Source organism: Saprospiraceae bacterium (assembly GCA_016714025.1).
Lineage (GTDB): Bacteria > Bacteroidota > Bacteroidia > Chitinophagales > Saprospiraceae > Vicinibacter.
In genome coordinates this window covers 437,202-451,511 of sequence record JADJOB010000001.1, presented here as the reverse complement: position 1 = coordinate 451,511, position 14,310 = coordinate 437,202, and the positions used below count along the sequence as shown (strand labels likewise).

The 14,310-nt window shown below is 37.3% G+C and carries 10 protein-coding genes; 5 read left to right on the top strand and 5 right to left on the bottom strand.

Annotated features, from left to right (window positions below; translation table 11 throughout):
• Window positions 1-520: 520 nt before the first annotated feature.
• The 3 genes from IPJ80_01725 to IPJ80_01715 all read right to left on the bottom strand — a co-directional run bounded on the left by IPJ80_01725 (window position 521) and on the right by IPJ80_01715 (window position 5,292).
• Complete coding sequence (locus IPJ80_01725; GenBank protein ID MBK7912201.1) at window positions 521-3,154, bottom strand: valine--tRNA ligase; 2,634 nt, start codon at window positions 3,152-3,154, stop codon at window positions 521-523.
• Window positions 3,155-3,164: 10 nt separating this feature from the next.
• On the bottom strand, window positions 3,165-3,746 hold the full coding sequence (locus IPJ80_01720; GenBank protein MBK7912200.1) for a hypothetical protein: 582 nt from the start codon (window positions 3,744-3,746) through the stop codon (window positions 3,165-3,167).
• A gap of 376 nt (window positions 3,747-4,122) precedes the next feature.
• A complete protein-coding gene (locus IPJ80_01715; protein ID MBK7912199.1) occupies window positions 4,123-5,292 on the bottom strand; it encodes an N-acetyltransferase in 1,170 nt (389 codons plus the stop codon).
• 162 nt (window positions 5,293-5,454) lie between these two features.
• On the opposite strand from IPJ80_01715, the gene IPJ80_01710 reads away from it, so the two are divergent.
• The 3 genes from IPJ80_01710 to IPJ80_01700 are packed head-to-tail and all read left to right on the top strand — an operon-like array spanning window position 5,455 to window position 9,326.
• Entirely contained in the window at window positions 5,455-7,392 is a 1,938-nt protein-coding gene (locus tag IPJ80_01710; protein MBK7912198.1) for a hypothetical protein, read from the top strand.
• A gap of 9 nt (window positions 7,393-7,401) precedes the next feature.
• A complete protein-coding gene (locus tag IPJ80_01705; protein ID MBK7912197.1) occupies window positions 7,402-8,583 on the top strand; it encodes a T9SS type A sorting domain-containing protein in 1,182 nt (393 codons plus the stop codon).
• Window positions 8,580-9,326 carry a hypothetical protein gene (locus tag IPJ80_01700; GenBank protein ID MBK7912196.1) on the top strand — a complete coding sequence of 249 codons (747 nt, stop codon included), beginning with the start codon at window positions 8,580-8,582 and terminating at the stop codon, window positions 9,324-9,326. The genes IPJ80_01705 and IPJ80_01700 overlap by 4 nt, the downstream gene beginning before the upstream one ends.
• On the opposite strand, the gene miaA is transcribed toward IPJ80_01700, so the two are convergent.
• On the bottom strand, window positions 9,312-10,226 hold the full coding sequence (gene miaA, locus IPJ80_01695) for a tRNA (adenosine(37)-N6)-dimethylallyltransferase MiaA (GenBank protein ID MBK7912195.1): 915 nt from the start codon (window positions 10,224-10,226) through the stop codon (window positions 9,312-9,314). The genes IPJ80_01700 and miaA overlap by 15 nt on opposite strands.
• Before the next feature lie 122 nt (window positions 10,227-10,348).
• Here miaA and IPJ80_01690 point away from each other — a divergent pair, with 122 nt between their 5' ends.
• Window positions 10,349-11,554: a 1-acyl-sn-glycerol-3-phosphate acyltransferase gene (locus tag IPJ80_01690; GenBank protein MBK7912194.1), complete on the top strand. Its 1,206-nt coding sequence runs from the start codon at window positions 10,349-10,351 to the stop codon at window positions 11,552-11,554.
• Window positions 11,555-11,565: 11 nt separating this feature from the next.
• On the opposite strand, the gene rffA is transcribed toward IPJ80_01690, so the two are convergent.
• A complete protein-coding gene (gene rffA / locus IPJ80_01685; protein ID MBK7912193.1) occupies window positions 11,566-12,705 on the bottom strand; it encodes a dTDP-4-amino-4,6-dideoxygalactose transaminase in 1,140 nt (379 codons plus the stop codon).
• Window positions 12,706-12,806: 101 nt separating this feature from the next.
• Here rffA and IPJ80_01680 point away from each other — a divergent pair, with 101 nt between their 5' ends.
• Window positions 12,807-14,306, top strand: a complete 1,500-nt coding sequence (locus IPJ80_01680; protein MBK7912192.1) for a polysaccharide biosynthesis protein — start codon at window positions 12,807-12,809, stop codon at window positions 14,304-14,306.
• Window positions 14,307-14,310 lie beyond the last annotated feature (4 nt).

The following is a 14,310-nucleotide window of genomic DNA, read 5'->3' as shown; positions in this document are numbered from 1 at the left end:
TGAGCTTAAAATTCACATAGAAACACGGGTTCAAATTCGGAGTGAATTTATTCCCCATATAATTTAAAACAGCTTTTAGAGTATGCAATAGTCCAAAATAACCATTTTGAAAAATGGGCCTTTTTACCGATTGTTTTCTGTATGCAATCGTACAATCTTTGTAAGGTAATTAATCAAGAAACACCAATCTCACAGATAAGAACTGTAGAGCACCCTAAACAACATAGAAAGGACTTCGAAAGAAGTCCTTTTTTAATTAAGAATTAAGAATTAAAAATTAAGAATTATTTTTCCTTAGTGTATTATCCTTAATCCTGTTTTTTATGTTTACCAAATTTCCACTTGGTGGCCTATATTACTTTTGCAAATTATGGTTAAGGTCCAATCTGTTCATCGTATTCTTCCCGACAGCTCACTAGATATACGCTAAGTTCCCATAATTATTAATTCTTAATTATCCTAACGGGTACACGGGATGTATGCTACGCTCCCATAATTCTTCATTCATAATTCTTAATTCTTAATTCGTAATTGACTCCAGTCTTTCTTTCAACGCAATCAATCGGCTTTGTCCGTCTTCCAGTTTTTTGCGTTCTTTAGCTACCAGGTCTTTTGGTGCAGAGGCAACGAAGCGTTCATTTTCTAATTTTTTGAGGACGCTGTTTATAAATCCTTCCTGATAGCTGATCTCTTTTAGCAATTCAGTTTTTTCAGCTTCTATGTCTAATTCAACGGGGAGTTGTACAAAATACTTTTGGCGCATTCCCATAAAGGATTGGGCTGCTTCTATTTCCTGATCGGTTTGCAGGATCTCCGTTAATACTGCCATCTTTTTCAATAAACTGGAGGCTCCGGAGATTGCTAATAAATTGGTTTGGTCGTTTTTCATGATGTGCAAGGGAACGGAGATATTCATTTTCACACCGTATTTATTTCGCAATTCGCGAATTTGACTGAGGACAGTTCGCAATTCGGTCATGTTTGCAAGTAGTTCTGCGTTGACTGCTCCCTGGCTTGGCATCGATGCTACAATGCAATCTTCGCCTTCGTTTCTGGTTTTTAATCCGTGCCAGATTTCTTCGGTGATGAATGGCATAAACGGATGTAGGACGATGCAGATTTTTTCATACACTTCAATGATTTTAGTGTACAATTCCCCGGAAATGTTTTCTTGACTGGCAGGCTTTGCAGCCTCTAATAAAAATCCACAAAAATCTTCCCAGATGAAATTGTAAAGGGTTTTAATTGCTTCTGATAATTTAAGTTGTTCGAAATACTGCTTTTGCTCTAGCAATACAGCATTCAATTTGCTCTCCATCCATTCCATCAGCAGTTGATCTCCATCATTTGCTTGTTTTGAATTATCAGGAGTCCAACCTTTTATCAGTCGAAGTGCATTCCACATCTTATTGGAAAAATTGCGTCCTTGTTCGCACAGTTTTTCATCAAACAATAAATCCCCACCTGCCGGCGAACAAGCCAACATTCCAAATCGCACGCCATCGGCACCAAAATCTTCAATCAGTTGCAGTGCATCGGGTGAATTTCCCAATGACTTACTCATCTTTCTGCGCAGTTTATCGCGTACCATCCCGGTAAAATAAACTTTGTGAAAAGGCAATTGTCCTTTCCATTCATAACCGGCCATAACCATCCGTGCAACCCACAGAAAAATAATATCCCATCCGGTCACTAACACCGAAGTAGGATAATAGTATTTAAAATCCTCTGAATTATTATTTCCATCAAATACAGAAATAGGCCAAAGCCAGGATGAAAACCAGGTATCCAACACATCCTCATCTTGCTGTAAATCGGAAAGTTGAAGTGATAAATTGCCAGTCTTTTGCTGAGCCTGGGCCAATGCTTCTTCTGCTGTTTTTGCAACGAAGACTTCTTCCCCATAATACCAGGCTGGAATCCGATGGCCCCACCACAATTGACGTGAAATGCACCAATCGCGGATGGTATCCATCCAATGTCTATAAGTATTTTTAAAATGTTCTGGAGTAAACTGGATGGAATCGTCCATAACTGCTTCCAATGCAGGTTTGGCCAATTCGCCCATTTTAACATACCACTGCAAACTCAATCGTGGTTCGACCACTGCATTCGTGCGTTCACTTCGACCAATGCTGGTGGTGTAGTTTTCAATTTTAATTAAGACACCGGCTTCTTCAAGCAGCGGTTTTATTTTTTTACGTGCAACAAAGCGGTCTTCACCGACCAGGATGATGGCTTCTTTGCTTAGTGTTCCATCTTCATTCAAACAATCAATGACTTCCAATCCATGACGCAATCCAATTTCATAATCGTTGGGATCATGAGCAGGAGTCACTTTTAATGCGCCGGTTCCAAATTCACGATCAATGTACGTATCTGTTATTACCGGAATGGCTTTGTTTAATAAAGGTAAAATCACTTTTTTGCCATGAAAGGCAGTGTATCGTGGATCATCCGGATGCACACACACAGCAGTATCTGCCATGATGGTTTCCGGACGTTGTGTTGCGATTACAATTCCTTCTGTATCCGAACCTTCCAGTTTATACAGGATGTGAAACAAACTCGCTTGTTCGTCATGATGCAAGACTTCTTCGCTGGACAAAACGGTTTTTGCTTCCGGATCCCAGTGAACCATGCGTTTGCCGCGGTATAGTTTTCCTTTGTTATATAAATCGACAAAAGCACTGATTACAGCTTCTGAGCGCACCGGATCCATGGTAAATGAAGTCCGATCCCAGTCGCAGGATGCACCAAGTTTTTTTAATTGCTCGAGTATGATGCCCCCGTATTTTTCTTTCCATTCCCAGGCATATTTCATGAACTCATCTCTGGTAATGTCAGATTTTTTGATTCCTTTTTCACGAAGCATTTGGACTACTTTCGCTTCGGTTGCAATGGAAGCATGGTCGGTTCCGGGTACCCAACAGGCATTCATTCCATTTTGACGGGCTCGCCGTATCAAGACATCTTGAATTGTATTGTTGAGCATGTGACCCATGTGGAGCACTCCCGTCACATTGGGAGGTGGGATCACTATTGAAAACGGGACCCGTTCATCTGGTTTGGATGAAAAATAATTCCGTTGAAGCCACCAATCATACCATTTTGATTCAATGCTCCCCGGTTTAAATCGGGTTTCTAATTCCATAAAATTTTTATTAACGGACCTTGTAGGTACAAGCTTTCCACAAAATTCCCTGTTTCCGGTCTCGCTGAATCAGGATGATTTTATCAGATCGATTTGTACTTAAGTCCATAGTTAACTTAGATTGCGTAATACGCTCAAATATAAGGCCAACTGTTTCCGGATGAACCATCACCATGATTGGATAAGGAGATAAATTCGCTATTTCCTTTATAAGTACCTGAATATCAGATTGATCGTAATATCTTGGCTGGGTTTTCTTGTAATCCACCAGGGGTTGTAAAGTGAGGATGTTGTTGCGAAATGGGGTTGTGAAAAATGCGCCAAAATCAATGGTTTTCATGATGCGCAACAAATTTATTGCTCGCCATCGTCCTTCGGTTGACAAACCGGGATCCAAGCCAATCGTATCTTGTTCGGCATGAAACAGCAATACGATTAACTGTTTATCGGGATCTAAAACCAGGGAATCCCCATTTTCAAATTGAAATCGTTGATTTTTAAAGTGTAACAGTCCGGTGACCGTTTCTTGGGCGGAAAGCAAATTCAGAAACAAGCTCAGGAAAACGGAAAGTAAACAATTGGTTTTATTCATGGACTTAGAGAATCGTTTACAAAAGTACCGGTCTAAAAAAACTAAAAGGGTGGGAATCCTTCATTTAACAGGAGATTAACGCAACAAATTGATTGTGGACTTTGTGATAGAAGAGTTTAACGCGAAAATCACAGAGGGAGGAAAACGGAAGAGGAGGAGATTAACTTTGTATTTCTTCGTGTGTATTTTCTTCGTGGTCTTTGGTTTAAAGAATTTTCACGCAGAGACGCAGAGACGCAGAGACGCAAGAAAAATGTATGTTCTTACTATCAACTATCACCTATCACCTATCACCTATCAACTAATTTATTGCACACTAAGATCACAGAGTGAGGAACACAGAGGAAGAGGAGATAAAGCAGCGTGGAATCATAAATTACGATGATGGGGTATCAGATGCTTTTTTGAAAGGCTTTCGAATTGTAAATTGTTCATCCGGTTTTAAATATTGGATAAGGTTAGGAACTAAATGATTTACAATTCGATTGCGATGTGTCAAATAGCATACAAGGTCAACGGGCACCGCACCGACCGAACTTTTAATTTCAATGGCAGTTCGTGCAAGATTGATTTCTTTAAAATTCCCTTGAATGGCTATTTCAATAAATTTAATTAAGATATTAAAATAAACCTGATAACGCAGGTTATTCTCTTTCATCGTTCCGAGAAAATGTCCTAAAAGCTGTTGGCCATCATCAATCAAAGAATAAAATGCAATGAGTTCGTTGTCATGAAAAAAACCAAAGATGCGATAACGAGTTCCCAATTGACGTTTTAACTCAAGAAAATAATTTGGATTCAATTTTACCAAATTAAAATCTGCGCCATCAGCAGTGTTTAAATAGAGTTGATAAATGGCTGAATGGTAATCAGCTAGTTGTTCGAGATCAAATTCTTTATGAGTGAGGGATGCTCCGGCCTGAAGTGCTTTTTTAATACGCAGTCTGTATTTGGATTGCAATGCTGCAATGTAATCGTTGAGTGATTTCCATTCAGCATTTAAATGAAGCATCATGGAAGGTTGAATTAAAAACGGATGTAAATTTGAAAAACAGTCTTCTGCATTGGTGTTAAAGGCCTGTTGGGGTGGCAATTCTTTTAACAAGCAGAGATTGGCATAATCAATGTGTTCGTGTTGTTTAAAAAGTACCTGTAATAGCGAATCAAAAATTTGTTGAAATTCAGAATTAGCTAAATCAGGGTGTAATTTAAAACCATACGGGCCGGTTGATAGTAAATTGCCATTGATCAGGGTTACAAAATCTACTTGTTTGGCAACAAGTTTTTTGATTTGCGTATAAAAACAAGAAACCAAACTTTTTTTAGGCGCATTTTCCATTTTTAAGCGATCTGCTGCTTTAAATGGTACAATTTGAAAATAGAGGCAGGCCACCAATTTGGAGCTTTTATAAACCAAAACATAGCGGAATTTCATGGATTCCGGGGGAAATCGCTCGAGGATGTCCAGGTACTCCGAACTTAAAAGACGGCTGGTTGCAGGAATTTGATCCCAAATAGCAGAAATGCTTGATATGGCATCAAACATTTTAAATGTATACGGGGATTTAGATAAAACAACTTCCAAGCAAGTCTGTATTTTCAATACAAAATAACTGAAAATGAAAGGAATAGTTCATACGGTCGATTCGGAATGTCAAAAAAATTAGCCTAAAGCTGGTAAATTTGTGGAATCATCCGCTATTAGATTATGTATTCCAAACTATTCCTTTTATGTGCAGGATTGAATTTATGGGCTTGTGTTTCAAGTTCCCGTTATCATTCAGTACGATCTGAACGGGATCAATTGGCAATACAACTCAAGGAAAGTCAAATAAATAAGGATAGCTTTGAAGTAATTGCTCAGGATCTTGAAACGACCAAGCTTCAATTGCAAAAAACAGAAAATGTATTGATTGAATTTTATTTGAAGTACAATCAGGGTTCTGAGAAATCAGATTCAATTGCCAAAACCAATCCATTAGTAAACGAACAACAAGAATCCACCATTCAGGAAAGCCAAATGCTTGAGATGAAACGGCTCAATGACCAGTTAGTTCAAGCAAGAATTAATTATGAACAATTGAATGAAAAATACGAAAAACTGTTAAAATCAAAAGAACCAAAGAAGTCAACCGCTAAAAAATTAGACAGTTTAAATAAGGAAATCGTCGCTTTAAAAAATGCAGTTGCAAAAGAAAAAGCAAACCAGGTTATACAAGATAAGAAATTGGCAGCATCCAATAGTCTGCTGGATTCAATGACTTCACAAATTCAGTATGGGGAAGTTCGGATTAAACAATTGCAATACGAATTGAATGAAGCAAAACAAGAATCAGAAGCATTAAATGCATCCAAAGGTATTGATCAAAAGTTACAGGAATCTGAGTTAAAGACTGAAATCAACCAGTTGAAAGCGAATTTAGATGAACTGAATCGACTCAATGCACAAATGCTTGAAACCGTTCAATTGAAAGACAAGGAAATTCAAAAATCGCAGGAAGCTCTGGCGGCAATTAAAACTGAAAACGAACAAACGCAACAAGAATTAAAGAATTTAAAAGCTGTGAAATCCACTTCAGTCAATGAAGCAAGCTTGAAATCAGTTCAGGAAGAACTTAATCAACAGCTCAGCACGATTAAGGTCTTAAATGAAATCATAGAAGATAAAAATCAACAAATTCAAAAACAACAGACCGATCGTGCAGCCTTGGAAAACAAATTGATGAAAGCGGAAGCACAAATTCATGTGGAGTCTGACAGGTCTATGAATTTAGAGCAAGCCGATTCGATCAGGAAAATCCAGGAGATGGATTTAATGGCATTAAAAAGAAAGAATCAAGAATTGCTAGATAAGATGGAAATCCTTGCACAAGAAAAGGAGCAAGCGCAACAGCAACTAAAGCAATTGAAACTTGAATTAAAATCATTCGATCGAATGAAGGACAGTATTCAATTACAACAAGCCGAATTGCTTCGTTTGAAGAAAATGCATTCAGAAGAATTAAGTATAGCCAATTCGAGATTAAAAAACAAACAATCCAGTCTGGATAGTTTGAATGTAAAAATCAAGAAGCTAGAGGAGTCTAACAAGCAATTGCAACAACATATTACCCCACAAAACACAACGAATAATCAAAAAGAAGCAGCACCCCGTGTTGAAGCCAAGCAAGAGCAAAAAGAAATTCATGTTGATGAAGTGGAGCAACAGCCTGTTCAGAAACCAACCGGGGATGCAAGTAAAAAGAGATTGGGTGAACCTGTTATAGCTCAACTAAAAACATTGATAAAAACCAATCCTAAGCTCGAATTTGAAACCACTTCCTCTAAAGAACAGGGATTTATACAGATTCCATGGGCAGACTTATTTGATTCCGGCAGTTATGCTATAAAGGGATCGGGGGCAAATCTCATGGCTCTGCTTAGTACGACTGTTAAGCAAAACAGAAAATTACGCATTTCATTTGTAAAAGGGACACAAAGCCCAACTGATGTAGTTTCAACAGACAAGAGAATTCATACTTTAAAAAAGTTAATGCAGGTATATGGCGTATCGCAAAATCAAATCAATGAAAATTCAGAGGTTCCGGTAAGTTTAAAATGGACTACCAATACGGATCAGGTGGTTCTGATCGTTTATACTGAATAAAACACAGAGATGAGCAGGTGGGTCTGGATATTTTTATTACTCGTTTACAGTCAAGCAGTGGATTGCCAGCGGTGTAAGGCATACAGTTCCATTTATGAACCTGCAAACAATTCAGATCAAATATATAAGTTTCAATTCAGGGAAGCCTTGCAATGCAGATTAGTTTTTCATGTGTTTTATTCAACTCCTGAAGAAAAGCTAAGCAGCCTTCAAATCTATTCGCAGATGGAAGTATTGAATCGGTATTTCCATGAAGCCGTGAATTCAGAGGATTTTAACATTCCGGAACCATTCAGATCTTTAAAAGCTAATCCAAACATCCAATTTTGCCTGGCAGACACCACTCCGGCGGGAGAGCAGACAATTGGAATCGAATGGATTGCAATCAATGATTTGTCTATTGCCTGTAAATCAGAATTTGGAAAGCGCAATTTGATGCATAAAAATTTGGGTGGTGTTGACGTTTGGGATCCCAAAACCTATATCAATATTTTTGTGATCAATAGAAACCAATGTCCTGTATTGGGTGAAGCCATCTATCCCTGGGATGCAACGCTTGATGAGGATGGAATTTTCATTGATTATCGGAGCGTTGGAGCAATTGGCAGTGCCTATGGAAACAAACCTTTTCATCAAGGGAAAACCTTGGTGCACGAAATGGGTCATTATTTTGGTTTGTTACACCTTTCCGGGGATAAATCGGAATGTACAGGAGACGATGGTGTTTCAGATACCCCCGTACAGGATCTTGAATATTATGGATGCCCTGGGTTTCCACAAATACGCTGCGGACAATCGAGTCAATACATGAACTTTATGAGTTTAGTGGATGATGCCTGCATGCATATGTTTACAAAAGGACAAGTAAACAGAATGAACGAACAAATTCAATTATATCGCCCGGAAATTGGTAATATGAATTGTGCTATTGGTTCACAATCCGGTTTAGAGCAAATTTTTATACGGCAAGATCAAATGGATTGGCAATTGCTGACTAAAAATCACAAACTTTTTGACAGCAATCTTGAGTTGTATGATATGAATGGCCGACTTCGTTGGAAGCAACAGGTAAAAGCGGCATTAAGCATTAGCTTGTCCGCGGAAATTTTGGGTGTAAACCCTGGTGTATATTTTTTGTTAGTGTCAAATAAGGAAGAGAAACTATGTTACAAATTAATATTAGTAAGATGAATTGGAAGGGAATTAAATATGTTCTGTATTTTTTAATTGCTTTATTTAGCTTAAATGCCTGTAAAAGTGCAAAAGATGCGGCAAAGCCTAAGCATGTTGAATTGAAACATTGGCTTACCCTTCAAAAATATCCATGTTTCGGACATTGCCATGTTTATAAATTGAGTATGTATCGCAATGGATTAGTGATACTGGAGGGGAAGGAGCATTTAGAAAAAACCGGTGTTTATTTTAGTCAGTTGAGCCAAGATAAAATCAGAAGTTTCAAAAGAATGAGTGATGCATTAAACTGGGAAAGTTATCAGGCAGAATATTTAATAAACATTCCGGATCTACCGCTTACGGAACTTACTTACTTTGATGAAAATGGAGCAAAGAATAAATTTATTAAAAGCAATTCAAACCTTCCGAATGCTTTGGATGAATTGACAAAAACCATGGCAGCATTGATCAAGTCTGAAAAATGGACTCAAATCCAAAAAAAATCGGATCTGACAAATCCAGAAATCATCAGTGATGAGTTTATTGTTGATATGGATAGCACATTGACTGCAACGCAATTGGAAAATGAATTTTATTTGTATGATTTAAAATCAAAAAAGAGACTTTCCAATGAAATGAATTTATGGAGTTTTAAATACGATGAAACAAAAATAAATCGCTATGAAATGCTCATTATGTTGCGGATGCGTCCAGGAATACGGAGTGTAAATAATAATTTGAAAATTCTACCGAGGGAATAGTTCACTGAATTGTGTTCTGATATTCTTTAATGTTAAGGGATCTGTAGCATTAATTTGAATTCCGTTAAGTTCCTTTTTAAACCAGGTAATTTGCCGCTTTGCATAATTACGGGAATTTTGTTTAATGAGTTCGATGCAACGATCTTTAGTAATGCGTCCATCGAGATATTCATACGTTTCACGATAGCCAACCGTGTTTAATGCCTGGCACGAACGATATTGTTCAAGAGATTTTGCTTCATCAAACAATCCAGCTTCAATCATTTGATCAACGCGATGTTCAATTCTTTGATATAGCAGGCTTCTTTCCGGAATCAGACAAATTTCTTTAATATCAAAGGGTTTGGGAATGTTTGGTTTATTCAAAAAACTTGAAAATGGTTTTCCGCTTTCAAAATAGACTTCCAATGCTCTTAATATTCGTCTTGAATTGTTTAAATCGACTGTTGCGTAATATTCGGGATCGACTTCTGCTAACATATTGCGACAAGCTTCTATGCCCTTTTCATCCAGGAGTGTTTGACTTTGAAGTTTTACTTCTGTTGAAGATAAAGGAATTTGATCAATCCCTTTTAGGATTGCTTTTATATAGAGTCCGGTTCCACCACACAGAATCAAGACCGGATGTTGTTTAAATAATTCACTCAAGAGTACATGGACTTCCTGTTCGTAGTGGCCTACACTGTAAGTTCCATCAATTGGGATGTGATTAATGAAGTAGTGTTTAACCGATTGAAGCATTTCATTTGATGGTTTGCACGTGCCTATATTGACATCGCAAAACAGTTGTCGGCTGTCAGCAGAGAGAATCGGACAATTCAGTTCGACAGCCCAATGGTATGCTAAGTCTGTTTTGCCGGCTGCTGTTGGACCATCTATTACCAGTAAAGTATTCTTCATGTTCTGCCGTCAAAAGTAAACAATTGTTTATTTTTACAGATTCCAATTAATGAACATTCAGTATGTTTTATAAATTACTAAAGGTCTGGGCGCATCTTGCATTCAGATTGTACTTCCGACGGATGTTCATTTTCGGCAGGGAACGCATACCCAAAAAGGGACCCGTAATTTTTCTTGTAAACCATCCGAGTACTTTTTTAGAAGCTTGTATCATAGCATCCAACCAGCACCGTGATTTGCATTTTTTAGTTCGGGGTGACATGTTTGAAAAGAAATGGCTCTTGCCAATTTTGCGATCCACCAACCAAATTCCTATCTACAGATTTAAAGATGGCTTTGGTAAATTGCGCAACAACAAAAGCACGTTTGATCAAAGTTTTGAAGTATTGGCTCAACAGGAAGTTGTACTCATGTTTCCTGAGGCGAGTTCGCAATTGGTAAAATATTTACGCCCTTTGCAAAAAGGTGCTGCGCGATTGGCGATTGGAACGATTGAAGAGAAAAACGTAGATGAACTTTATGTGGTGCCGACCGGAATCTATTATATAAATCCAACCAAAAGCCGAAAAGATGTGTATTTGGAATTTGGTGAACCGATTGATGTTGTTGAATGGTATCGTTTGAATGAGCAGGCAGATGACAAATTGGGTTTATTAACCAATTTATTTCAAGAAAAAATGCAGGAAGTGGTGCCATCCATTTCGCATCATCATCAGGAGGGGGTTTATAACCTTGCATTTGAAATGATCGAAAAGCAATTAAATCCTTACAATGGATCAGGTGTTTTTTATCATAAGGCGCCGCATCAACAATTGTCAAAATTTATTGCAGCACTCAATAGCAAACCAACGCATGCATTGACAGAAATTAATAATGCAATTCATGCTTATGTGCCCAAAAATGTAAATTTTAATTCGTTTGATGCAGCTGTTTATTTTAATAGCGCACAACGAATTATCCAATTCATAGCATGTTTTATCTGTTTTCTGATTGGATTACCGGGAATACTAGCTTTTGGGATTCCATTGGTACTTGCTAAGTCATTTTCCAAACGCAAAATCAAGAGTTTAGAATTTTATCCACCGGTTCGTCTGGCAATCACCATGGTTTTTCATTTTTTATTTTCAATACTCATAGTGATTTGGTTACATTCCTATTATAATTGGATTGAAACCTTCCTGTTGTATTGGTTCTTAATACTTTCTTTGTATGCATTTGGACTGTTTATGGATTTTGCGGCCTACTTAAAAGTTCCTTTTTTAACTAAGTCCAATAAAAATTATAAAAAGCAACGGACGCAGATCGTTCGGAGCATTTGGAATAGATAGCAAAAAACAATTTATTTTTTAAAAAATTGAGTAATTCGGTCACAGACTATCAACACATCAGATTCTGTTAGATAGAAATGTAAAGGCAATCTTAGTAAGCAAGCTTCAAAAATATCGGTGTTGATCAAGGTTTGATTTAATTTATTTTTATAAAAACTGCTTCTGTGCAAGGCTCTATAGTGGGTTCTGGTTTGAATGTTTTGGGATGCAAGCATTTGTTGCAATTGAATCCGTTGAGATTCATCATTTAATACAATGTAAAATTCACTTCCATTTATGTGAGCATAATCGGGTACATCGGGTAAACGCAACATGCCATTTACAAGTAATTCATTTAGATTTTGTTGATACAGATTCCAAAGTTTCATTTGGTAGTTAAGCACCATGGTAAGTTCTTCTAATTGAGATAACAACACAGCGGCTTGAAATTCTGACATGCCATAGGAAGAACCGAGGGTTTGCCATTCATAAAAACTGGTTTCATGATTTTGAAAAGCTTTTCGGTTGGTTCCTTTTTCAAATATTAGCTCAGCTTGAGTTAAATAGGCTGACTGATTAACGAATAGTGCACCCCCTTCGCCGCAATGTATTATTTTGGAAGGGTGGAAAGACAAGCATCCCAGCGGAGCTATACTTCCTAAATATTGATCTTTATAACGGGCGCCGATGCATTGTGCTGCATCTTCGATAACTAAAATGTTATTTGCTTTCGCAAAAGCAAGAATTGGATCCATATTGATGGCGATGCCTGCATAATGTATTAAAACAATTGCTTTTGTTTGTGCTGTTACTTGCGGAAGAATTTGCTCTAATTCAACATTCGGTCTTAATGAAGAGGTATCTGCAAAGCGAATTGTGCATCCGCGGAGCAGAAAAGCATTTGCAGTGGAGGCAAAGGTGAAGCTTGGTAGAATAATTTCATCTCCGGTATTTAATCCAGCGAGCAATCCTGAAAATTCCAATGCATCTGTACATGAGCCGCACAGAAATACATTTGAAATTTGTTGATTTTGTTTAAACCAGCCTTTGCATTTATGGTGAAAAACTCCATCGCTGGAAGCATTATTTATTTTCAGCACCTCATCCAGATAGTTCGCTGCATGCGTCGATTGATAGGCGATATGAAATGGGATGTTGTGGGCGGACTGCATTTCCAAATGATTGCTTACTTTCGCTGTAAATGTAAAACATTCTAAACTGATCTTGGTTTTGTAATTTAATTAATTCAATCATACAATTTTTCTAAGAGTTCATGGAGTTTATTCGCAAACAAAGCCTTCTCAGTTCTATTATACAGATTGCAGGTGCAGTTTTAGGAGGACTCAGTACGATTTTTATTTATCCAAATGAACTTAGATTGTACGGTCTTTATGGATTTTTAACCAATACGGCTTCTTTGTTGGTTCCATTTATTAGTTTGGGCTTTGGTACGGTTTTGTTGCGGTATTATCCACATTTTAGTAATTCAGAAGAAAATTCATCCCGATTTTTTAGTTTTATTTTTTCTGCATATACTCTGGGGATCCTTGTATTTGCATGTTTGTTTTTAATGTTGTTTCCATGGATTCAAGACATTTTAAGTTCAAATGATACTTATATAGTGCCCTTTGTACTATTTATTTTGCCCATAGGGATTTTGTACGTTGTATTTGATTTGTTTTCAATTCTATTTATCAATTTTAAACGACTGGCTTTACCTGCATTCCTTGTTTTTTTGATGAAGTTGTTTTTGCCATTTTTATTTATACTGAGTTTTAAGGATTATATCTCTGACATTCAATTTACCTGGTTGATTTGTCTTTATTATGTATTTGCTATTGGATTTTTATATTATAAACTATCGGGCACCTCTCAGTTTAAATTTCCTTTAAAGCAATTTGTATTTCGTATTCAACAACGTGATGCGATGGTTCGATTTGCACTGTTTTCCATCTTAGGTGGAGCCAGTGCCATTTTGGCCTTGAGGATCGATTCGATTTTAGTGACTTCGTTTATAGGCGCTAAGGCAAATGGTTTGTTTACCCTGGCTGTTTTTATCAGCAATGTTGCGTTTATTCCTGCTGCAGCATTGACCGATGGGTTGAATGCAATGGTTGCGGCACATTCCAAGGAAAAGAATCAACATGATCTTAAATCGGTGTATTCAAAATCATCCGTAAATATGTTAATTCCAACGGTATGGATCGCATTATGCATTTACACAGGATTCATTTATTTAAGTCAATTGATGCCTAATCCGGATGAGCTGATAAAAATCGAACGATTGTTAGCCTGGCTTTTGCTGGCACGCATTGTAGATGCTGCAACAGGAATTAATCATTACATTTTAGCCTATTCAAAATACTATGTGTTGGAATTGTATTTATTGGTTTTGATGGCTGTACTTAATATCGCATTTAATTTCTGGCTTATTCCACAGTTAGGGATTGAGGGAGCTGCATTGGCAACCTTTTTGTCGGTTGCGATTTATAACATCCTCAAAACCCTGGTAGTCTATTGGAAAACAGGCATGCAGCCATTTTCGAAATCCTGGCTAAAGTTGGTGTTGCTCATCGGCTTTTGTTATGAATTGATGTCCCAAATCCATCTTGAACTATCTCCGCTGTGGTCACTTGCAATTCAATCTACACTCACAACAATTGTCTTTTTAGGTTTGGTGTATTTCAGTAAAATATCTTATGATTTAAATCAATTGATTCAAGAATTTTCAGAAAAAGCACTCAGATTGATTTCAAGCAAACGAAACGTATAGTGGA

Coding starts and splice junctions, on each gene's coding strand:
- IPJ80_01725 (MBK7912201.1), bottom strand. CDS start 3,154: ATGGAATTAGAAACCCGATTTAAACCGGGGAGCATTGAATCAAAATGG.
- IPJ80_01720 (MBK7912200.1), bottom strand. CDS start 3,746: ATGAATAAAACCAATTGTTTACTTTCCGTTTTCCTGAGCTTGTTTCTG.
- IPJ80_01715 (MBK7912199.1), bottom strand. CDS start 5,292: ATGTTTGATGCCATATCAAGCATTTCTGCTATTTGGGATCAAATTCCT.
- IPJ80_01710 (MBK7912198.1), top strand. CDS start 5,455: ATGTATTCCAAACTATTCCTTTTATGTGCAGGATTGAATTTATGGGCT.
- IPJ80_01705 (MBK7912197.1), top strand. CDS start 7,402: ATGAGCAGGTGGGTCTGGATATTTTTATTACTCGTTTACAGTCAAGCA.
- IPJ80_01700 (MBK7912196.1), top strand. CDS start 8,580: ATGAATTGGAAGGGAATTAAATATGTTCTGTATTTTTTAATTGCTTTA.
- miaA (MBK7912195.1), bottom strand. CDS start 10,226: ATGAAGAATACTTTACTGGTAATAGATGGTCCAACAGCAGCCGGCAAA.
- IPJ80_01690 (MBK7912194.1), top strand. CDS start 10,349: ATGTTCATTTTCGGCAGGGAACGCATACCCAAAAAGGGACCCGTAATT.
- rffA (MBK7912193.1), bottom strand. CDS start 12,705: ATGCAGTCCGCCCACAACATCCCATTTCATATCGCCTATCAATCGACG.
- IPJ80_01680 (MBK7912192.1), top strand. CDS start 12,807: ATGGAGTTTATTCGCAAACAAAGCCTTCTCAGTTCTATTATACAGATT.